Origin of the sequence: Pigmentiphaga aceris (assembly GCF_008119665.1) — a bacterium.
GTDB lineage: Bacteria > Pseudomonadota > Gammaproteobacteria > Burkholderiales > Burkholderiaceae_B > Pigmentiphaga > Pigmentiphaga aceris.
Genome location: NZ_CP043046.1, coordinates 3,368,415 through 3,390,216, shown reverse-complemented (window position 1 = coordinate 3,390,216; position 21,802 = coordinate 3,368,415). Strand labels below are relative to the sequence as shown.

General features: G+C 61.2%; 17 protein-coding genes. 11 read left to right on the top strand and 6 right to left on the bottom strand.

Going from position 1 to position 21,802, the window contains the following annotated elements; all coding sequences use genetic code 11:
• The first annotated feature begins 37 nt into the window (after positions 1-37).
• The 9 genes from rnc to FXN63_RS14635 all read left to right on the top strand — a co-directional run bounded on the left by rnc (position 38) and on the right by FXN63_RS14635 (position 8,655).
• Positions 38-865, top strand: coding sequence for a ribonuclease III (rnc, locus tag FXN63_RS14675; RefSeq protein ID WP_187395232.1), 828 nt, complete (start codon positions 38-40; stop codon positions 863-865).
• Entirely contained in the window at positions 862-1,764 is a 903-nt protein-coding gene (gene era, locus FXN63_RS14670; RefSeq protein ID WP_148815987.1) for a GTPase Era, read from the top strand. The genes rnc and era overlap by 4 nt, the downstream gene beginning before the upstream one ends.
• Positions 1,757-2,524 (top strand): DNA repair protein RecO, encoded by a 768-nt coding sequence (gene recO, locus FXN63_RS14665; protein WP_148815986.1) that lies wholly within the window; start codon positions 1,757-1,759, stop codon positions 2,522-2,524. Before era ends, recO begins: the two co-directional genes overlap by 8 nt.
• Entirely contained in the window at positions 2,521-3,276 is a 756-nt protein-coding gene (locus FXN63_RS14660) for a pyridoxine 5'-phosphate synthase (RefSeq protein ID WP_148815985.1), read from the top strand. Before recO ends, FXN63_RS14660 begins: the two co-directional genes overlap by 4 nt.
• Positions 3,277-3,368: 92 nt before the next feature.
• On the top strand, positions 3,369-3,788 hold the full coding sequence (gene acpS / locus FXN63_RS14655) for a holo-ACP synthase (protein ID WP_148819354.1): 420 nt from the start codon (positions 3,369-3,371) through the stop codon (positions 3,786-3,788).
• Between the two features lie 655 nt (positions 3,789-4,443).
• The gene (gene nagZ, locus FXN63_RS14650; protein ID WP_148819352.1) at positions 4,444-5,451 is read left to right on the top strand and encodes a beta-N-acetylhexosaminidase; all 1,008 of its coding nucleotides are present in this window, start codon (positions 4,444-4,446) and stop codon (positions 5,449-5,451) included.
• The gene (gene uvrC / locus FXN63_RS14645) at positions 5,451-7,430 is read left to right on the top strand and encodes an excinuclease ABC subunit UvrC (protein WP_148815984.1); all 1,980 of its coding nucleotides are present in this window, start codon (positions 5,451-5,453) and stop codon (positions 7,428-7,430) included. The genes nagZ and uvrC overlap by 1 nt, the downstream gene beginning before the upstream one ends.
• A 99-nt stretch (positions 7,431-7,529) precedes the next feature.
• Positions 7,530-8,105 carry a CDP-diacylglycerol--glycerol-3-phosphate 3-phosphatidyltransferase gene (gene pgsA / locus FXN63_RS14640; RefSeq protein WP_148815983.1) on the top strand — a complete coding sequence of 192 codons (576 nt, stop codon included), beginning with the start codon at positions 7,530-7,532 and terminating at the stop codon, positions 8,103-8,105.
• 367 nt (positions 8,106-8,472) lie between these two features.
• Complete coding sequence (locus tag FXN63_RS14635; RefSeq protein WP_148815982.1) at positions 8,473-8,655, top strand: hypothetical protein; 183 nt, start codon at positions 8,473-8,475, stop codon at positions 8,653-8,655.
• A 185-nt stretch (positions 8,656-8,840) separates the two neighbouring features.
• Here FXN63_RS14635 and FXN63_RS14630 read toward each other — a convergent pair whose 3' ends face one another.
• From FXN63_RS14630 to FXN63_RS14620, 3 genes are all read right to left on the bottom strand, one after another.
• The gene (locus FXN63_RS14630; protein ID WP_148815981.1) at positions 8,841-10,895 is read right to left on the bottom strand and encodes a glycosyltransferase family protein; all 2,055 of its coding nucleotides are present in this window, start codon (positions 10,893-10,895) and stop codon (positions 8,841-8,843) included.
• Position 10,896: 1 nt separating this feature from the next.
• On the bottom strand, positions 10,897-14,175 hold the full coding sequence (locus tag FXN63_RS14625; RefSeq protein ID WP_148815980.1) for a beta strand repeat-containing protein: 3,279 nt from the start codon (positions 14,173-14,175) through the stop codon (positions 10,897-10,899).
• Positions 14,176-14,415: 240 nt separating this feature from the next.
• Positions 14,416-14,901: a hypothetical protein gene (locus FXN63_RS14620; RefSeq protein ID WP_222863922.1), complete on the bottom strand. Its 486-nt coding sequence runs from the start codon at positions 14,899-14,901 to the stop codon at positions 14,416-14,418.
• A gap of 564 nt (positions 14,902-15,465) precedes the next feature.
• On the opposite strand from FXN63_RS14620, the gene aceA reads away from it, so the two are divergent.
• The gene (gene aceA, locus FXN63_RS14615; RefSeq protein WP_148815979.1) at positions 15,466-16,791 is read left to right on the top strand and encodes an isocitrate lyase; all 1,326 of its coding nucleotides are present in this window, start codon (positions 15,466-15,468) and stop codon (positions 16,789-16,791) included.
• A gap of 784 nt (positions 16,792-17,575) precedes the next feature.
• Here the strand turns inward: aceA and FXN63_RS14610 are convergent.
• The gene (locus FXN63_RS14610; RefSeq protein ID WP_148815978.1) at positions 17,576-18,247 is read right to left on the bottom strand and encodes a glutathione S-transferase family protein; all 672 of its coding nucleotides are present in this window, start codon (positions 18,245-18,247) and stop codon (positions 17,576-17,578) included.
• A gap of 232 nt (positions 18,248-18,479) precedes the next feature.
• Positions 18,480-19,232: an SDR family oxidoreductase gene (locus FXN63_RS14605; protein WP_148815977.1), complete on the bottom strand. Its 753-nt coding sequence runs from the start codon at positions 19,230-19,232 to the stop codon at positions 18,480-18,482.
• A 126-nt stretch (positions 19,233-19,358) separates the two neighbouring features.
• On the opposite strand from FXN63_RS14605, the gene FXN63_RS14600 reads away from it, so the two are divergent.
• Positions 19,359-20,279: a LysR family transcriptional regulator gene (locus FXN63_RS14600; RefSeq protein WP_148815976.1), complete on the top strand. Its 921-nt coding sequence runs from the start codon at positions 19,359-19,361 to the stop codon at positions 20,277-20,279.
• Positions 20,280-20,845: 566 nt separating this feature from the next.
• Here FXN63_RS14600 and FXN63_RS14595 read toward each other — a convergent pair.
• Positions 20,846-21,751 carry a DUF72 domain-containing protein gene (locus tag FXN63_RS14595; RefSeq protein WP_148815975.1) on the bottom strand — a complete coding sequence of 302 codons (906 nt, stop codon included), beginning with the start codon at positions 21,749-21,751 and terminating at the stop codon, positions 20,846-20,848.
• Between the last annotated feature and the right edge of the window lie 51 nt (positions 21,752-21,802).

Genomic DNA, 21,802 nt, shown 5'->3' with positions numbered 1-21,802 from the left:
CGTGCCAGCCGTGTACCGCCAAGGCGAACGCATGAATTTGAGTTTGAATACGTTAGAAACCAAGCTGGACTACCAGTTTAAGAACGCTGCGTTGCTTGAACAGGCGCTTACGCACCGTAGTCACAGCGCCAAACACAACGAACGCCTGGAATTCCTGGGCGACAGCGTGTTGAATTGCTCAGTCGCCACCTTGTTGTACGAGCGCTTCAGCCGCATCGACGAAGGCGACCTGTCACGGCTGCGTGCCAATCTGGTCAAGCAGGCATCGCTGGCCGAAATCGCGCAGCGCCTGGACTTGTCGCGTTACCTGCGACTGGGCGAGGGCGAACTCAAGAGCGGCGGCTTCCGTCGCCCGTCCATCCTTGCCGATACGGTCGAAGCGATTTTCGGGGCGATTTTCATCGACTCGAATTTCGAGACGGCAGGCAAGGTGATTGCACGTCTGTACCAGCCAGTGATGGAAACCGTCGATCCCAAGACACTTGGTAAAGACGCGAAAACCTTGTTGCAGGAGTACCTGCAAGGGCGCAAGCTCGCATTGCCGATCTACACTGTGGTGGCTACCCACGGTGCGGCGCACAGCCAGGAATTCGAAGTCGAGTGCTCGATTCCGAAGCTTGAAGTGCAGGTGGTGGGCACGGGCGGAAGCCGCCGTGCCGCCGAGCAGGAAGGTGCCAAACGCGCGCTGGAAGCCGCACTTGCCATCAATGCAGTGCCGCCCAAGCGGGCACCGCGCGCCCGCAAGACTGCCCAACTGTCGCTGCCTGTTGCCGTGGTGCAAGCCGCCGGCATGGCACCTGCAGACACGTCCCCCGATTCATCCGCGTCAGGCGTATCGCCTGTCGCCAGTCCGTCAAAGTCATGAGCGATCAAACCGCCCCCCGTCCGTTCCGCTGCGGCTACGTTGCCATCATCGGCCGTCCCAATGTCGGCAAGTCGACATTGTTGAACGCCTTGGTTGGCGCGAAAATCAGCATCGTGTCCCGCAAGGCACAAACCACGCGTCACCGCATCCAGGGTGTACTGACGCGTGATCACGAGCAGTTCGTGTTCATCGACACGCCTGGTTTCCAGACCCGCCACGCCGGCACCATGAACCGCATGATGAATCGTGTGGTCAGCCAGTCGCTGGCCAACGTCGATGTGGTCGTGCAGGTAGTCGAGGCCGGCAAGTGGTCAGAAGGTGATTCCAACCTGCTGCCCATGCTGCCGCCGGCCGCCAAGACCATTCTGGCCGTCAACAAGACCGATCTGCTGAAAGATCGCGATTCGCTGTTCCCTTACGTGCAGAAGATCGTCGCGACGCATCCCTTCGATGCAGTGATTCCCGTCAGCGCGGCCAAGTCGCGCCAGCTGGATCACCTGCTCGACGAGATCGCCAACCGTTTGCCGGAAGGCGAGGCCATGTTCGAGGCCGATACGCTGACCGATCGTCCGGCGCGCTTCATTGCCGCTGAACTGGTGCGCGAAAAGATCTTCCGCCTGGTCGGTGACGAGTTGCCCTACGGCGCAACCGTGGTCATCGAACAATGGGAAGAGTCCGATGGCCATGCCCGCATTGCGGCATGTGTGATCGTGGACCGCGACAGCCACCGCCCGATCCTGATCGGTGCCAACGGCGAGCGCATGAAGCGCATTGCTACTGAAGCGCGCCAGGACATCTCCAAGATGCTCGACAAGCCGGTGCACCTGGAAGTTTATGTGAAGGTGCGTCGCGGTTGGGCTGATCGCGAAAACGCGCTGCGCGATCTGGGTTATGAGTGAAGTAGTGGGAAGGCGTCCGGCTGCTCGCAGCAGTCGGGCACGGCCGTCCCAACGCGTCGATGACGCACCTGCTTTTTTGCTGCACAGCTACGCGTATCGCGAAACCTCGCTGATTGCAGAAGTTTTTTCGCGTGCGCATGGCCGAGTGGCCATGGTGGCTAAAGGGGCCAAGCGGCCGCACTCGGCTTTGCGTTCGGTACTGGCCACGTTCCAGCCGCTGCGCCTGAGCTGGTCGGGCGGCGGCGAGGTCAAGACCCTGGTTCGGGCAGAGTGGGGCGGTGCCCCACAGCGCCTGGTCGGCTCGGCCATGATGTCGGCCTGGTATCTGAACGAGTTGCTGCTGCGCCTGATGGCCCGTGACGATGCGCACGAGGCTATCTACGACACATACATCGAAACCTTGGCGCGTCTGTCGTCCGGCGTTGGCGTGTCTGCTGCCTTGCGCAGTTTCGAGTGGGCCTTGCTGCGCGAGATAGGTTATGGCTTCGATCCGTCGGTGACCGAAAAAGGCGACCCCATCGAGGCGGACCGCTGGTATCGGGTTCAGGTGCAGGGTGGTGTCGAGCACGCCGATGCCAACGACGCCGGCAAGGCTGGCGTGGTGCCCGGAACCACGCTGGTGGCGCTGGTTGCCGACGACTTCGACGACGTACCCGACGAGCCAGCGCTGCGGCGCTTGCTGCGCGAACGTCTCGACTATCATATGAATGGCCGTCCGTTGGCGACGCGCCGTGTGCTTCACGATTTGCAGGACTTATGATCGATCTTGGCGTAAACATCGACCACGTGGCCACCTTGCGTCAGCAACGGCACACGATCTATCCCGACCCCATTCGCGCTGCCTTGCTTGCCGAGGAAGCCGGTGCCGATCTGATCACGCTGCATCTGCGTGAAGATCGCCGCCACATTCAAGACGCGGACGTATTTGCGTTGCGCGGCCAACTGCGCACCCGCATGAATCTTGAGTGCGCCGTTACCGAAGAAATGCTGGCGATTGCCTGCCAGGTGAAGCCGCAGGACGTGTGTCTGGTTCCCGAACGACGTGCGGAATTGACCACTGAAGGTGGCCTGGATGTCGCGGGCCATTTCGACACCGTGTCCAGCGCGGTCAAGCGCTTGCAGGACGCGGGCATTCGGGTGTCTTTGTTCATTGATGCAGACGCGCGCCAGATCGAGGCGGCAGCGCGTGCAGGTGCACCTGTCATCGAATTGCACACCGGTGCGTATGCGGAAGCGCCGGCTGAAGAATTCGATGCGCAACTTGCACGTGTGCGCAATGGTGTCGCCGATGGCCTGCGTGCAGGCTTGATCGTGAACGCCGGCCACGGCCTGCACCTGGGTAACGTCGAGCCGATTGCGGCGCTTGATGGCATCAAGGAGTTGAACATCGGTCACGCCATCGTTGCCGAAGCGGTGTTTGTCGGCTGGACCCAGGCGGTTCGCGAGATGAAGACCAAGATGCTTCAGGCGCGGCTTGCTGCTGTGCGCACGCAGCCGGGCATGGCGAAATGACAGACACGGCTGCTGACGGCAACGCATCCACTGAAGGCAAGCCTGTGACGCTTGCCGTGCAGGCACCGGCTGCATCGGTCTCGCCGAATCCCATGCCAGCGCCTGTCGCGATTGCCGGGATTGGCACTGACCTGCTGCGCATCGATCGCATCGAAGCCGCGTTGGCGCGTCGTGGTGAACGGTTCGCTGCCAAGATCCTCGGGCCTGAAGAACTTGCCAAGTTTCGTGCACGTTCTGCCCGTGATCCGCAGCGGGGGGTGCGCTTTTTGGCGACCCGCTTCGCCGCCAAGGAAGCGTTTTCCAAGGCTATCGGCCTGGGAATGCGCATGCCCATGACGTGGCGACGTGTGCAGACTTTGAACGCACCAGGCGGCCGTCCGGTGCTTGTCATCGCCGAACCGCTTCACAGCTGGTACATCGAAAGATTTGGGGCGGCGCATGTTTCCATCACTGATGAATCCGATATGGCAGCCGCCTATGTCGTGGTCGAGCGTCGCGCGCCGGGCGTCTGATCGCTCACTTGCCCCGTTACTTGCCTCGTTACTTGCCCCGTCACTTTCTCTGTCTATCGTGCCTTCGGGCACAGCAATGTCGGTAGCGCGTGGCGTGGAAGCGCCTCCCGTCGCCAACGTCGAGGCGCTTCAGGCCCTGGTTTTTCAGGACCCGATGGCTTACTTGGCGGTCAATCCAGCGTCTATTTTTCCAGCCCCGATGTTGCGGGACTCGATCGTGCAAGACTGGGTGCAGAGCGCTCAGCTTGCCGGCTGGTGGGCGTGGGGCGGCATGTTCGCCTGGCCCGCGATAATGATGGAAGCCACGGCGGCGGCAAATCGCGTGTTGGCGAATGTGCCGGGCCTTGGTCTGGGTACTGAGCTTGCTGCCGACCCTGCTGCCAGTGCTCGTCTTGACCGTTCCATTGATGCCGATCTTCTGCGCGATGCTGCGCCTGCCTGTGATGCCGCCGATCTTGGCCCGAACGCTGACCTGAACCCCGGCATTACGCCTGCCCTGGATTCCGACCCGAATCTCGTATCTGCCCCAGTTTCTGATTCCGCTATTGTGACTTCTTCTATCCTGCCTTCCGCCGTGTCTTCCGTGATCTCCTCTGTGCTGGTGCCGGAAACCACCTCGGTTTCCCCCTCGGATTCGCTCGCACCCGGCCCGGTCATGGTCGATGTGGCCGGCATCGTGCTGACCGACGCAGAACGTGAACGCCTGCGCCATCCCCTGGTGGGCGGCGTGATTCTGTTCGCACGCAACTTCACCAGCCGCGCCGCACTGCAAACCCTGACCGCCGAGATTCACGCTGCCCGCAGCGAACCGCTGCTGATCGCGGTAGACCACGAAGGTGGCCGCGTGCAGCGTTTCCGCCGCGATGGATTTACGTCTTTGCCCGCCATGCGAACCCTGGGCGAGCAGTGGATGCACGACCCGATGGGGGCAATGCGTCGCGCAACCGAAATCGGCTACGTGCTGGCCTCAGAGTTGCGTGCCTGCGGTGTCGATTTCAGCTTCGCCCCGGTGCTGGATCTGGACTATGGTGGCAGCACCGTGATCGGCGATCGGTCCTTCCATGCCGATCCGCGCGTGGTTGCCATGTTGGCCCGTGCCTTGGCGCAAGGGCTGGCGCTGGCGGGCATGGGCGCATGCGGCAAGCATTTCCCCGGCCACGGTTTTGTCCATGCGGATTCACACTTGGCCATTCCGGTCGATGAGCGCCCGCTGGCAGAAATTCTCGAACACGACGCTGCGCCTTATCAATGGCTGGGCGACGCGGTCTTGCCCGCCGTCATGCCCGCACACGTGATCTACCCCAAGGTCGATCGCCACCCGGCTGGGTTCTCGCGCAAGTGGATCAAAACCATTTTGCGCGGCAAGCTGGCCTACGACGGCGTAGTGTTTTCTGATGACTTGTCGATGGAAGGTGCATCGGTTGCCGGTGACATGCTGGCGCGCGCCAAGGCTGCATTGGCGGCAGGTTGCGACATGGTGCTGGTCTGCAATCGTCCCGACTTGGCCGACGATCTGCTGACGCGATTGATGCACACGCCCGACCCCGCGTCGACGGCCCGCATCCGTCGCCTGATGCCCGTCACGGCTGCGCCTGACTGGGCCACGCTCCAGGCCCTGCCACGCTTCCGTGCCGCTCGCCGAGCCGCGCGCGCGGAAGGCTGATGACTGTGGTCTTGCCGCCCGAGGACGATGATGTGCCGGCCAAGGCGCAGGAAGAAGGGAAGGCTGATGCGGCGACCTCTGGCAGGCCGGCGGTTGACCAGCCGTCTGATCCATCAGCGTCTTCCCCAGCCAAGTCCGCCAGCCCTATCGCATCAACCCCCGACGCCTTCGACCTGAAGCGTTTCCTGTCCGGCCTGCCGAACAAGCCAGGTGTGTATCGGCACATCAACGCCGAAGGCGAGGTCATGTACGTGGGCAAGGCGCGCGAGCTGAAAAAGCGCGTGTCGTCTTACTTCCAGAAGACCTCCAGCAGCCCGCGCATTGCGCATATGGTGGCTCGGGTTGCGCGCGTGCAAGTGACCGTCACGCGCTCGGAAGCCGAAGCGCTGCTGCTTGAAAACAACCTGATCAAGTCGCTATCGCCGCGCTACAACATTCTGTTCCGCGACGACAAGTCCTATCCGTACTTGAAGATTACCGGCCACGAGTGGCCACGCGTGGCCTATTACCGGGGCAATACCGACCGCAAGAACCAGTTCTTCGGTCCGTTCCCCAGTGCCTGGGCCGTGCGTGAAAGCATCCAGATTCTGCAAAAGGTGTTTCGCCTTCGTACCTGTGAAGACACTGTCTTTGCCAACCGCTCGCGCCCCTGTCTGCTGTATCAGATCCAGCGTTGCTCCGGCCCCTGTGTGAACGCCATCCCGCACGAGGACTATCAGCAGGATGTGCAGCGCGCCGTGCGTTTCCTGCGTGGGGAAACACAGCAGGTGCTGGGTGAAATGGAAGCGCGCATGTATGCGGCGGCCGAGGCACTGAAGTTCGAAGAAGCCGGCGCGCTGCGCGACCAGATGGGTGCTTTGTCGCGCGTCCTGCATCAGCAGACCATGGAAGCCGACGGTGATCAAAACGCCGACGTAGTTGCCGTGGCTATGCTGGGTGGGCGTGTGTGCGTGAATCTGGCGATTGTGCGCGGCGGGCGTCATCTGGGTGACAAGGCGTTCTTCCCCGTGCATTTCGACGGCGATTCGCCGGGCGATGTGCTGGATGCATTCCTGTCGCAGCATTATGTCGAGCGCAGCATTCCGCCCGCCATCGTGGTGTCGCATGAGCCACCCGACAATTCCGCCATCGACGCCTTGTCCGAGCAGTCCGGCACCCGCATCAACCTGATCCGTCAGCCGCAGGGTCTGCGTCGCAGTTGGCTGGATCAGGCAAAAAAGAACGCTGAATTTGCCTTGTCCCGACTGCTGGCCGAAGCCGGCTCGCAGCAGGCGCGCACGCGTGCCCTGGCGGAAACGTTGGGCCTGGACGTGGATGAAGGTTCGCTTGAGACACTGCGCATCGAGTGTTTCGACATCAGTCACACGCAAGGCGAGGCGACGCAGGCGTCCTGTGTGATCTACCACCACCACGCCACACAGCCAAAAGAGTATCGACGTTTCAATATCAGTGACATCACGCCCGGCGACGATTACGCTGCGATGCGCCAGGTGCTGACGCGTCGATACGAACGCGTGTCGGATGCCGATCGTGTCACGCCGGACATTGTGCTGGTGGACGGTGGCAAGGGTCAGGTCGAGGTTGCCCGCCAGGTGTTCGAAGAACTGGGCATGGACATCGCGCTGATCGTGGGCGTGGCCAAGGGGGAAGGGCGCAAGGTCGGCCTGGAAACCCTGATCTTTGCCGACGGTCGAGCACCACTGGCTTTGGGCGGCGAATCTGCCGCGCTGATGCTGGTGGCGCAGATCCGCGACGAGGCGCACCGTTTTGCCATTACCGGCATGCGTGCGCGTCGGGCCAAGACACGCAACACCTCTCGTCTGGAAGAAATCGACGGAGTGGGGGCCAAGCGTCGTCAGCGTTTGCTGGCGCGTTTTGGTGGCTTGCGTGGCGTAACCAACGCAAGCGTGGAAGAACTGGCTACGGTAGAAGGCGTGTCCTTCGATCTGGCTGAACGGATTTACCGCGAGCTTCATTGATCGCCGCATCGGCAAGGCAGGGCCAGCGCTTGCCGGCTTGCTGCGATCGTTTCATTTACCACCCCCGTCGCTATCGCGGCACCTGTTAGCATTCGGCCCATGCCTTTGAACATCCCCATTTTGTTGACTTGGTTGCGGATCGTGATGATCCCGATGCTCGTCGCCATGTACTACCTCCCGGAAACCGTGCTGTCTCCCACGCTGCGCGACCAGGTCGCCGCCGTCGGGTTCGTTCTGGCCGGGCTGACTGACTGGTTCGACGGCTGGCTTGCGCGGCGTTGGAACCAGACTTCAGCCTTCGGCGCGTTTCTGGACCCGGTCGCCGATAAGCTGATGGTCTGCACGGCCTTGCTGGTCCTGCTGGACATGCAGCGTGTCGATACGGTGATCGCGCTGATCATCATCGGGCGCGAAATCACGATCTCGGCCTTGCGTGAATGGATGGCCACTTTGGGCGCGCGTACCAGTGTGGCCGTGCACTGGCTGGGCAAGTTCAAGACCGCCGCGCAAATGGCGGCAATTCCCTTGCTGTTGCTCGACCAGCGCACCCTGGGCGGTTATCTGGACGCGCACTTCTGGGGCGCTCGCCTGGCAGAAATCGCGGCCGTGCTGACGGTCTGGTCGATGATGTATTACCTGAAGCAGGCGTGGCCGATCATCAAGGAACGTGGTTAAGCAGCGAAGGCACGTGTTGTGGGCGTGCCGGCTGCAGAACCTGGAAGACCGCTGCGTGCGGTCTTTTTTTGCGCTTGTTTTCACGTCTGTGACAGGCGTGGCAAGCGTCGGTGCTTGGCCTCATGCTTTGCTGGCGCAGACCTTGCGCTTGGCCAGAATGAGGTCTAGCTTGGCGATGATGGGCCTGGCCGGGCGCAATGTCGTCGTTTGATGTGCCCATGTTTGATGTGTCCATGTTTGATGTGCCCATGACAGACCAGGCTCGACACCCACCCCAACACGGATCATTTTGAAAGGAACGTCCATGCGCCGCTGCCCCGCACTTTGCATCACGCTTCTTCTGCTCGCCGGATGTGCCGACACATCCATGGAACGTACGCTCTACAACGGCATGCGGAGCACCGCCGCACAGTGCCGGGCAACTCAGTTGCCAGACGGTCCGGCCTGCGCCACCTTGCCGGATTACGAGTACTACGAACGCCAGCGCACAGAGGCGGCCACTGGTATCAGCCCGGGAGTGTCGAGCACGGGTGATCCGCGTCGCCGATAAGCTGCGTGACAAAGGATCGTCATTGTTTTCACCGTCTGGTGTTTTTTTTATAAAGCGCACTTTGGGCGCTTACCTGGAATGACCTGGCCCTGTGGTTCATGACCATGAGGTCAGGTCAGGCGGCGAGTGCTTGATCCGGTATCGCACTGGACGCGAGCGTGTCCAGGCAGGCTCGTCAGGCTGCATTACTGCACGGGTGCAGGCACTGCCGTAATGGGCGCAAAGCCCTTGGCTTGTATGGGCTGTTCCTGCGGTGTAGCCAGCAGCAGCACGGGCACGGCATCCCCAGGTGAATGCCGGGCACCGAGCACGGTGTACTGGTGTGCCGCCAACAACTCCACGATAGCCTGAGCCACCGCTGGCGCGACCGGCCCGGCAAGTACCACAGGCCGGGTACGCGTCAACAGTCCGCGCGCACCACGCAGCGCATCCAGCACATCTTGCGGTGGACGCAGCAACAGCAGCCGGCAATGTTCCAGCGCAAGGCTGTCGATCGGTGCCATGGGGATGCGGACCGAACACAGCGAGTTGCCCCAGCTTGCGGGGTCGGCCTCGCTGGCAGGATCGAAATCGGGGATGGAACCCAGGCCTGCCGATGCCGCCGCTGCAAAGGCGTGCAGGTGCAGCGCGTAAGCGCCTTTGTGCATAGCCTCTGCCGCCAGACGCTGCGCGCGTAGCCGGCGCGGCTCGAACACATGCAGCACCCCATCGTTGCCCAGGCGTGCCGCCAGTGTGGTGGCAAGTGCATCGTGGTCGCCGCTTGCCATGACAATGGTCTGGCCGGGCAGCGTCAACTGACGCGCGATGTCGAGCAGTTGCTGATCCATCCAGGCGTTGACCGGGCGCTGGCGATCGTGGGGGAAGGGCGCACCGGGCTGCCATGCACACTGGCTTCCCGACGTCCATGGCGCACCAGTGCGGACGCGTGCCTCACCAACCACACGCCCGGCCATTTGTCCCTGAAGCAACTGCCAGCAGGCCAACGGATCGACGGCGTCCCACGCCTGCGTATAGCTGCCCTGCATACTCGCCCAGTCGGCCTCGGCGACTTTCACCTTACCCCATCCGGGTAGATGCTCCATGCCAGGCGGCGTGACGATGCGCATGGCGGGGTAATAGGGGAAACGCCCATGCGGCAGCGTTGCAAGCAGCATCACGGTGGGGACACCAGCTGCATCGGCCACATGCTGCGCCAGGCTGTCTACCGTAATCAGGCCATCGGCCTGCGCCGTCAGCGCCATCATTTTCTCGGCACTGTCGGCCTCCGCGCCCAAGTCGTACATGCGTGGATGCACAAGCCCGAGCGGTCGGTCGGTGAGCAATGTCAGGTGCGGCGCGGCGGCAAGCAGCGCCTGCACAAAGCGGCGTGCGCTGTCCTCGGGCATGCTGCGCAAGGGCATCGAGGCCTGCCAGGCGAACAGTACGCGTGGCGCGGGCAGGGCGGCCAGCCGCTGTCTGGCCCATTGCCAGGCTTCGTCGGGCAACTGCAAGCGATTGCGTTTGTCCGTAGCGGGAATGGTTGTCGGGTCCAGGCCCATCCACCAGCAGGACCAATCTACTGCGGCCATGTCGAAGTAGCGTGGCAGGTCGATCAGGTCGGTGAAATCGAAGTACGCGTCGTAGCGGGCGAACTGCTGCAACGTGGGGCCCAGGAAGCTCACCTGTTCGATGCCGTCCTCGTGCGCAATCAGTTCAGCCACGGCCACCGGCATGCCGGGGCCGAGCAGCGCATCGACGGCGACGCTGCCCAGCGCGTCGCGCAACTGCGGCCATACGCTACGCCACGCTGTTGCGCCCAGCATCGTGTCGCCCAGGTTGCCACCAAAGCCATTGACCAGTGCAATGCGGAAGTGCTGCTTGCCAGGATGGCGGCTGCGCAATTGCGCAAGCTGCGCCGGCAGCGGTGCTGGGGTATCCAACACCGTTGGCGCGGTGTCTTCCGCGCGCAGAAAAACGCTGCGGCCAAGTCGCATGGGCCAGGCCGGCCATGCGCGCAGTCCGGCTTCCGTGTACAGACGCAGGTCGTCGGTGTGCGTCGATGCTGGGCTGCCGGTTTCCGGCAACCCGGCATCCATGCGTGCGGCGCGATCCAAAGCATGCTGGATGCACATCGCTTCGCCGTGGACTGAAATCAGCACATCGGCCACCGATATTTCGGTGCCCGCCGCAGCCGCGCGCAATTGGCGTTCGCCGAAGCGGGTCGCGACCGTAACGTCGCGACGTGGACTCAGGCCGAACATGTCAGGGCACCAGTGATGCAGGGTCGATTCTGATCAGCGCGCTGCCTGCCCCCCCATTCGGCAGGAACAGGGAATTCGACGCCATACCAAGCAGCTCTACCACCAGGTCGTTTGCACCAGTCAGATTGCCATCGCGATTCAGGTCGACGGCGATCCAGGTACTGTTGCCCGAGCCGGTGCTTGCCGCTGCTTCGAACAGCACTGCGACGCCGACATTACTCGCAGGATCACTGCTGAATACTCCGGTGGCGGTGCCGGTTTGGAAAAAGTCGCTGATCTTGGCTGCGTTGGTGCCCGTGTCGTATCGTGTGTAGGAAATATCCGTGACCGCGACGGAGCCGCCTGTAAAGCCACGCGCGTCGACGATGATCTGGTCCACGTTAGACCCGCTGCCCGTTCCCGCACGGAAACCCTGGATCACATCATGTTTGCGCGTGCTGCCAGATTCAAAGACCGAGTCGCCAGCATCGTAATAGAACTGAATGCGGTCGCCATGATTTCTGACGTCGAAAGTATCGGCACCGGCCCCACCATCCATGCGCATCGTAGGTGTCCCGAGCTGGTTCAGAATGCTCCCATACGTCACCGTATCGTCTCCAGCCCCAAGGTCGAGTACCTGCGAGCCGGCTATTCGATTGATGACGACGTTGTCGTTCTTCGCACTGCCCGCCACGCGGCTGAAGTCGCTGACGCCGCCGCTGCCGCCAAGCGTGATGTCGAGACCGCCCGCAAGACCGGTGGCGTCGATGATCCACACGCCGCTATTGTTGGTCTGAACCTGGTTGATCACCACGCGGGCACTGCCGGTAAGCGTAAGCGCGATGGCCTGGCCCGGAGCCGCGCCGCTGTAATCGAGCGATGCAATGTTGTACTGAGGCGCGGTGCCGTCGGCGGCAATCTTGATGACCGGTGACGCCGTGGTGACGCCCAGTTTGTCGATGTTGGTCGTGTTTGCTGAAGCCAGCGTCACGACAGCGTCGGTCGCGGTGGCGTACGAGAGTTGAAGCGATTTGACGTAGGCGGCAGTGATTTCTACCGCGACGCCACTCGCTACGTTGGTAAGCACCGCATCCGCGCCGGTCGAGGTACTGGTGCCAGAAATGCGCACCGATTCCGCCCAGGTCTGGGCCCCGATGTCGAATGTGCCTTGCGCGGTGTCGAGTCCCAGGACTTCGAAGCCCGATACCGTGACACCGGAAAGCGCAGCGGCGGTGCTGATCGTCAACGTGTCGCGTCCCGCGCCGCCGTTCACCGTCGACCCGGTACCGAGACTGCGCAGTTCCAGCACATCGTTGCCGTCACCCAGGTCGATGGTGGCGATGCCTGCCGCACTTGCCAGGATCTGGTCGTTGCCGTTGCCGGTCTGGAGTGTCAATGCGCCGGTGCTGGCCACTTTCGCAATGATGTTGCCGGTTGCGGCCGATGCATCGAACTCGCTGATGTTCGCAGCGCTGCCGTAATTCGGCACACCCTCCAGTCCGCCTGCCAGACGCAGGTCTGCGCTTCCAGTGATCAGCACCTTGCCCACATCAACGGCCATGCCCGTACCGGTGAACATGGACAGCACATTGCCGCTCGTGCCGCGACTGTTGATCGTCAGCGTGTCGATCGTGCGCGGTTGTCCGCCGGCGAGCGTGACGGACGCCTGTGTGTGGTCAAGGGAAACGGTCATGGCCTTCAGCGCACTGCCATTGTCGAGCAGAAAAATCTGGCCCGACTGGGCACCGGCTATGGACAGGTCCAATGCCGTTGCGCTCATGTCCTGCAACATGACACGACCTGCTGCCCCGGTCAGCGCAACCTGGGCAATGGCGTTCATGCCATTGACGGTCGTATTGGCCGCCGCCGTCAGCTTGAGCGTCTGCACACCCGTGCTCTGCCCAAGGTTTAGTGTCACGTCTCCGTTACCCGATGTGTCCAGCTGCACCGTGCCGATGTCAGTCAAGCTTGGCGCAACGGTAAGCAGCCCGTTGTTCGAGAAGAGCGTCGCGACAAGGCTGGCCTGCTGCGCACTGCGCCCGTCGAGCACATCGCCGCTGCTCAGGGTGTTTGCGTTGTCTTGCGTCAGCGGGGCTGAAAAAGTCACCGTGCCTGTTGCCGTGCTGGTCAGTGCATCTGCGTTGGCGGTCAGGCTCAAGGTTTGCGTTTGCGGCGCGCTGGGTGGATTGCCGGGGTTGATCTGGCCGTTCAGATTGCTTGCCACCGTCACCGCCTCGACGGCCTTGGCAGCGGCGTTGGCAGCAGTAACGCCAGCCAGGAAATCACGTCCAACCTGCAGCGTTGCAAGATAGTTCGTGCCGCTGGGCAGGTTGCCCGTAAAGATATTCGCAACCGTAAGCCGGGCCTGCAAGGTGGCTTGGTCCGCGGCATTGCCGCCATTGGCCAGCGCTGCGCCCATGACGTCGGCAATGACGGCGATGCGCGCGGTGCCCGCGTCGTCGCCAGCAGCCACACGCGACGTGTATTTGCTCAGCCAGAATGCCGCGCCGCCGGCATCAGGCGCGCGATCGAACAGGTTTTCATACACGGTGGCGAGCAGGGCAGGGAAATCCTGACCGGCATGCAAGCCTGCGAATTCAGGAATCGCGGCGTTGCCCAGCGCCGCCGCCAGGGCCGACTTATCACCGCCCAGGCGACCATATGTCAGGCTCCAGAACGCCAAGCCTTGTTGGTCGGCCGGACGGCCATACCAGGCGATGTACAGGGCTTGCACGTCGGCTTGCGCGTTGGCCGGAAGCTTGACCAGATCAAAGGCTTTGGCCGCCGCTTCGTCGCGCTTGGCAACGACGTTGGCAGCGGTGACTGATGCAATCAGCGTGCGGCCGACGTTCAGGTCAGCGACATAAACCGCATTGTCGAATACGCGGTTGGTGAAGGTCTGGGCGACGTCCAGCCGAGCCGCCAGCGTGGCTGCATCGGCCGAACCAGTATTGCTTGAGGCCGCTGCCGCCACACCAGCAAGCACGCTGGCACGCGCGACTGCTGGCGTGTCGCCTGCAGCTACCCGCGCATCGTAGGTCGCCTGCCAGAAGGCGGCTCCATTGGCGTCGGCAGCGCGACCGAACAGGTTGAGGTAGGCCGTCGCCAGGATCGCGCCGAAGTCCTTGCCGCCATGCGTGGCAGTAAATTCGGCAACGCCATCTGTGGCCAGCTCGGCCCCGAGCGCAGCAAGGTTGCCGCCCAGCGCATCCAACCGTGCGCTCCAGAACGCCAAGCCGTTCGCGTCTGCGGGGCGGCCGTAAAGGGCGATATACAGCGTCTGGATGGCAGTCGAATTCATAGTGGGTTCTAAAAAGCTGTACGGTGACGGGCGCGTACGCCCTTGATAAGACAAGTCAGTGACCGATCAAGAAACTTGGTTCCAGTCGGTGCTGGCCAGGTGACGAATGGTCACTAATGGGTCGGTTCATGGATCACTGTGGGTACTGGACGGGTCACTTATAGATCACTTATCGGCGCTCAAGGGTCACTCATGGGTCAGTCCCATCAGTCATCCCGATGTGGCTTGGCCGGCCAGCGATCAATAGGATTTTTCTTCGATCAACGCGCTGCCCAGCAACAGGCTGATCTGCTTTTTGAGTCGCGCACGCAGATCGTTATGCAAATAGATGGATCGAGACAGGGCAACGAAGTCGTCGTCAAAGCGCTGGTGCCGCTCGCACTCGCGCTTGCTTTCCTCGATGTTCCACAGCGCCTGGTTGACCACAGCCAGCTCGCTCAATAAAGCGTGCAGGGCAGCGGGGAAGCGTGAGATGTCGCCAATGGCGTGGCTTACCGCGTCCAGCTCGCGGGCCACGTTCGCCCGCTGCATGGAATCAATGATATGTGCCTGTTTCAAGCGCAGGATGACAAGGCGGTCAAAAACGTCGCCCCAGGAGGTGGGCAACATAGGCATCGCCGGCCAGCTTTGATCTGAGGGCGCATCGGGAATAGGGGGAGCGCTCAAAGAATTCCTCAGTAACGTACCTCCTGCACGGCAGGAAAGCAGGCGAATAGGCAGGACCACGCCAGTGGTGTCTTACTTTATGTCTGTGGTTCTAGCGCGGTGTAGCTGTCTCTGACGAGAAAGCCTGTTGCGCAGCTTTGCATGGCCCGCCCCCTGAATACGGATTGACTGCACCGATGTCATGCAAAGGTCATGCATCAGAGTCATATTAAGTGAAAACCAGGCCAGTGCTGGCGGCCAACTTCTTCATGACGTGTTTTGTGACCTTGCATGCCAAGCATGCTTGGTGTCGCTACTCACCAGCGACCGACGCTGAATTCAACAATTCGCTAAGGCGTACCTGTTTCCGCTGTAGATGAGGTTCGCTAATTGAGCCTTTTCCATGATGCGGAATATTCCCGACGCATTGTGAAAATCCTCATGTGCATATGCAGCACGCGCATTTCATAGCCATAAATATCTTTCCGCATCATGGGATGAAATTTATAGGTCATTGATTTAATTGAATTAATATTTTTATCTTCTATAAGACAAAAGTATGTTGCGCAGCTTTGTCGAGGCATAGAATTTTTCTAACGCAGTCCTTGATTCCCAGGTTCCCTCAACAAGCACGGAGCACACATCATGACCTCGACACGTGAACAAGCCTCCCAGCAACTTCAACAAGACTGGGCCGAAAATCCCCGGTGGAAAGGAATCCGCCGCGATTACAGCGCTGACGAAGTGGTGCGCCTGCGCGGGTCGATCCAGATCGATCACACCTTGGCGCGACGTGGTGCCGAGCGCTTGTGGGAACAGCTGCGCAACGACGATTTTGTGAACGCCCTGGGCGCACTCACCGGCAATCAAGCCATGCAGCAGGTCAAGGCAGGCCTGAAAGCCATCTACCTGTCTGGCTGGCAGGTGGCAGGCGACGCCAACGTCGCTGGCGAGATGTACCCCGACCAATCGCTGTACCCGGCCAATTCCGTGCCGCTGGTCGTGCGTCGCATCAACAACAGCTTGCAGCGCTGCGACCAGATCCAGTGGATGGAAGGCAAGCAGCCCGGCGACGAGGGCTATATCGACTACTTCGCGCCCATCGTGGCCGATGCGGAAGCGGGCTTCGGTGGCGTGCTGAATGCCTTCGAGCTGATGAAGTCGATGATCGAAGCCGGTGCTGCGGGCGTGCACTTCGAAGACCAGTTGGCATCGGTGAAGAAGTGCGGCCACATGGGCGGCAAGGTGTTGGTGCCCACGCGTGAAGCCGTGGCCAAGCTCAGCGCTGCTCGCCTGGCTGCCGACGTGATGGGTGTGCCCACTTTGCTGATCGCGCGCACCGACGCGCAGGCCGCAGACTTGGTGACTAGCGACGTGGATGAGAACGATCGTGAGTTCATCACGGGTGAGCGTACGATGGAAGGCTTCTTCCGCACTAACGCCGGCTTGGAACAGGCTGTGTCGCGTGGGCTGGCCTATGCCCCGTATGCGGATTTGGTGTGGTGTGAAACGGGCAAGCCTGATCTGGCTTATGCCAAGGCGTTTGCCGAGGCGATTCATCGTCAGTTCCCGGGCAAAATGCTGGCCTATAACTGCTCGCCGTCGTTCAATTGGAAGCAGCATCTGGACGATGACACGATTGCGCGTTTCCAGCGCGAGCTGGGTGCGATGGGATACCGTTTCCAGTTCATTACGCTGGCGGGCTTCCACAGTTTGAACCACGGCATGTTCGATTTGGCGTACGGGTACGCGCGCAATCAGATGAGTGCGTTTGTTGAGCTGCAAGAGAAGGAGTTCGCGTCTGCCAAGTATGGTTTCACGGCGGTGAAGCATCAGCGTGAGGTGGGCACGGGTTATTTCGATGCGGTTACGCAGTGCATCGAGGGCGGGCAGTCGTCGACGACGGCGTTGCATGGGTCGACGGAGAATGAGCAGTTCTTTGAGAACGGGGATGCGCGCAAAGTTGCTTGATTTTTAACTAGTCTGTGATGGGTAGAAAACACGTGCGTTGCTTTGGCTGACGCACGTGTTTTTTTGTGGGCAGTTTGTTTACTAGGCGGTTCGTTGGTTGGGGTGTGCCTTTGCCAGTGGCGGTTTTCTTGTGACGGTGTGGTTGTTCTGTAGTCAGTCGCGGGTGATGGGGCCGGCTCGTCTGCCCCGCTTGACCTAGGCGTCGGGTCTCCGCCCTCCACCTCGTCCAGAAGGGCAGCCAATCCGGCCCCACCACCCACGCCTTCAAGGTCGTTTGGTTAAAAGCAAATCCCGCCTGTGGGCGATCTGCGATTTTCTGGCTGCCAGGTGCTGGACTTGGTTCTCGGCGTGCGGTGGCCGCCGTTCTTGATCAACTCGCGGCTGGCCTTGGGGATTGGCTGGCTAGGTCGCCACGAAGCGGTTTCTCCGGCTCACGATTCGGTGTGTTCTTCAGCAGCCTTTTACGGCAACGCCACTCAAGAAAATTTGTGCGCCTGCTTGGTGGTGGGGTGACATCGAAGCGGGTGGCCGCTGCGTTACGGCATGCACAGAGAGCGACAGCGACGATTGTGGCGCTGGCGGCTGATTGGCGAAAACGCTTTTGCTGTGTGTTGGTCGGGGCGCTTGCCATGCGGAGAGTGGGTGGGGCGCTGATGGGTGTTGGCGGACGCTGGCGGGCTCAGGTGGCGGCTGCGTGGCTTGGCTTCGCTTGGCCTCGCTAGTTGAGATGGGCGGGTCAGGCTGGTGCGACGTCTGAAAGGTTTGGGTTGACTGGTCGATACGATTAGTCTGCGACGATGAGCGCCTTTTGCTGGCGGAGATGCGTGTGGAAACGATCGGCATAGTCTTCGACTACGGCATCACTTACGCTGGGGCGCGCTGCAAGCGCCGTACGCCAGGCGGAGATGCGCGGTAGGCCTTCGAAGATCTGGTGTGCGATCGTCGCGTCGATGATGCCGAAGTAACGGAAGAGGGGGGCGTATACCGCGTCGACCAGGCCAAAGGCCTCGCCGGCGAAAAATGGCCCCGCACCCAGTTCCGATTCCAGCTTGCCGAGCCGTTCGCGGAATGCGGCGCGCTTGGCGTTGGCGGTAGCAAGGTCGCGAGCGTGGAGGAACTGCCAGCCTTCGGCGAAGGTCTGGGTGGCATACTCGATCCACGCGCGGTGCCGGGCGCGAGACAGCGCATCGGCTGGGTACATTGACGCCCCGCCTTGCGTTTCGTTGAGGTACTCGCAGATGACCACGCTTTCAAACAGGATCGCGTCCTCCGCATTGGCTTTGCGCACCTTGAGCACCGGCACTTTGCCGGTTGGCGACAGTGCCAGGAACCAGTCTGGCTTGGATGACAGATCGACGTTTATTCGATCAAATTCCACGCCTTTCTCAAGCAGCACGATGGCAGCGCGCTGGACGAAGGGGCACAGCGGGTGGCTTATCAGGGTAAGTGCAGTCATGGTCGATATAAGGTGAGACGCTTGATGGTCTAAGGAGAGGAAACAGGGGCACGGGGGGCCGCGTACCGCTGTTTTCTTTGTTCGAATTGAAGGGGCTGTCACCCGGCTAGAACCAAGTGGCCAAAATCAAGTAGCAGGCCTAAGTGGCCAGACCCAGGTAGCCAGAGCCAAGTAGCTAGACCCAAGTAGCTCTAGACCCAAGTCGATTTCGCCGACCTTCTGGGCTGCGCGCTTAACGATTCAGCAGGCGGCCGCCGTCAACGATGATTTCGGCACCTAAGGTCCAGCGCGACTCGTCAGAAGCCAGATACAGCACGGCTTTGGCCACCTCGTCGGCCGTACCGAAGCGGCCAAGCGGAATGCTTGCCGCAATGTCTTTGTTGACCTGCTCGCGGTACGCGTCCGGTATGCCTAGTTTGTCGTACAGCGGCGTTTCGACCGGTCCGGGGCTGACCGCGTTGACACGGATGCCGCGTCCCAACAATTCAGTCGAAAGCGTCTTCGACATGTTCAAAAACGCAGCTTTTGTGGCGGCATACACGGACGAGCGGTCAGCGCCGGCATGTGCGCTGACGGAAGTGGTCAGCACGACGGAAGCGGGATTCGCGAAGACCGGGAGCAGTGCCTGAAGCAGGAAGTAGGGGCCTTTGACGTTGATGTCGAAAGAATGGTCGAACATCTCTTCCGTCCAGTCCTCCATGGGTAGCCAGACCGATACGCCGGCATTGAGGAAGGCTACGTCCAGCTGGCCGTAGTGGTCCTTGACGGCTTGTGCCAGTTCCTTCTGTGCAGCAACACTGGCGGAGTCGGCGCGCAACACCGGAACGTCAGATCCCAGTTCGGCCTGGGCCTTTGCGATCGAATCGGGATTGACCCCCGTGACGATGACGCGGGCACCTTCGGCCAGAAATTGCTTTGCTGTTTCCAGCCCGATGCCACTGGTGCCGCCAGTGATGAGCGTACGTTTACCTTGCAAGCGCGACATTGATTTCTCCTGTGAACAAAGACCGATTTGGTCGACAGGGGAAATGATGTGCTCATAGTCAGAAATGGATAAGATGAGCGATTTGCATATGATTCATGCTGAATAAGCATGAATCGAGGCGACTGCATGGACCGATTTCTGTTGATGACCTGCTTCGCGCGCGCCGTGGAAACCGGAAGTTTTTCCGCAGCGGGGCGCGACTTGGGCCTTGGACAACCCAATGTCAGCCGCTATGTGGCGGCACTGGAAGACCATTTGCAGACGCGTCTGCTTCACCGGTCCACGCGAAAGCTAGCTTTGACGCCGGAGGGCGAACGCTACTACGCGGACATCCGGCGAATCCTGGATGCGGTGGATGAATCCGAATCGTCCTTCAAGAACAGCGTCGAACCATCGGGGCTCCTGCGCGTAGCTTGTCCGACGGCGCTTGCACACGCGTTCGTGCTGCCGTACGTGCCGACGTTCTTAGAACGGTACCCACAATTGACCTTGGATCTTCAGCTCAACGATCGCTATGTGGACCTGGTCAATGAGGGGACCGAGCTCGCCATTCGTATCGGACACCTGGCGGACAGCGCCCTGCGCGCCCGGCGTCTTGGATGGTACGACCGCATCTTCGTGGCAAGCAAAGACTACCTTGCCAAACGTGGAATCCCACAGACACCGGATGACTTGCGCGACCACGACTGCGTCGTCTACACCTTGCTGTCGTCGGGAGCCGTCTGGCGCGTCGGGGATGCCGACATACCGGTCTCCGGCAGGCTCAGAATCAATTCACCCGACGCCGTGAGTGCCGCAGTCACAGCCGGTCTGGGGGTAGGGCACGGACCTGCATGGCTCTTTGAGGACGGGCTGAACAGCGGTCGATTGCAGTTCATCCTGACGGACCATGCTGTTCCGCCCGTCCCTGTGCAGATCGTCTATGTCGCCAAAAGACTGCTCCCCACGCGGGCAATCGTGTTCATGGATTTCATGGCTGACGTGTTTTCAAGGATTCCAGCCTTGAACGGCAACACCCCTTTGCCGACACACGCGGTTAACCGATAAATCGCCTCGTACACGGAATACGGACACTCCCCCATTCCCCACCGCCCCAAACGTTCAAAGCGCAACCTGCACAGCGCAGCCTTCAAAGCACCACCCATCAACGCCCCGCCTTTTCGTCGCATTACCTGACGCGCGGCCACCCGCTTCCAAGTCACCCCACCACCAAGCAGACGCGCAAATTTTCTTGCGTGGCGCTGCCCTGAAAGGCCTCTGAAAAACGGCCCAAACCGTGAGCCGTTAAGCCGCTTCGTGGCGACCTGGCCAGCCAATCCCGATGGCCAGCCGGATAGCGATCAAGAGCGGTGACCAACAAATGCCGAGAACCGCATATAGCACCAAGCAGCCAGAGAATCAGCACGCGTCCAAAGGCGGCATGCACTACGAACCAAACGTCTTTGAAGGTGTGGGTGGTGGGGCCGGATTGGCTGCCCTTCTGGACGACGTGGAGGGCGGGAGCCCCGACGCGAAAGTCCAGCGGGGCAGACGAGCCGGCCCCACCACCCGCGACTGACTACACAGCAAAGCACCCACCAGCACAGAAACGAACCCGCGTTCACCCAGCAACGTTACTGAACAGCCAATCTCCCCAACGCCGCCCCCAGCCTGCGCGCATTATTCACCCCCTGATCCTGATAATTGGTGTTCAACAGAACATGCGTCTCGGCAACACGCTTGGCCAACGCAGCAATCTGCTTGGCCAAGGCATCCGCCTCCTCATCCGAATACTCATAGATAAAACGCCCCGACGACGCCGCAATCCCACGCTTATTCCAGGCCACCTCATTGCGCCCATGCAGCCTGACCACGGCGACATCATCACGCGTGGACTCCCACACCGCAGGCACGCTATTGACAGCGCCCTGGGGGCTATCCACCACCACATGCACCGCCCCCAGCTCCTGCTCGAACGCCAAGGTAGCGGCCGCCTGCGTGCCCGCAAACCAGGACTGATGCCGAAACTCGACAGCGGTAGTCACACCTTCAAGCCGGGCTACACAATTTGCCACCCGCGCATGACCACCACGGTCCGCCGTCACCCATGGCGCAAACTGGCACAGGACCGTGCCCAGCTTGCCGCTTGCACGCAACGGCTCCAGCGCCAGTGTGAACCGACGCCACAGCTCATCACGTAACTCGCCGGGCAAATGATGGTCATACAGCGTTGCGCCGTCGTCAGTATCCAGTTCGCGGCGAATATCGGCGGGCAATGCTTCCGGTCTGGCACCGTGGCCAGTGAAAAGCCGAAACGCCTTGATGTCGAACACAAAATCGTCAGGGGTGCGCTGATCCCACAGGTAAGCCGTAGCCGGGTCGGGGAGGGCGTAGTAGCTGGAATCGACTTCGGTAATCGGGAACTGCGTGGCGTAATAACGCAGCCGGGCTTCTGCCGTGCGGGCATTGGGCGGATAGAACCGACCACAGGCAATCAGCGTGGGGTCGGTCCAAGAGGCAGTGCCGGTGAGAATGCGCATGAGCTTGTGTTGGGCGACGCGGGCAGCACAGTACTGCACCGCGCGCCATGT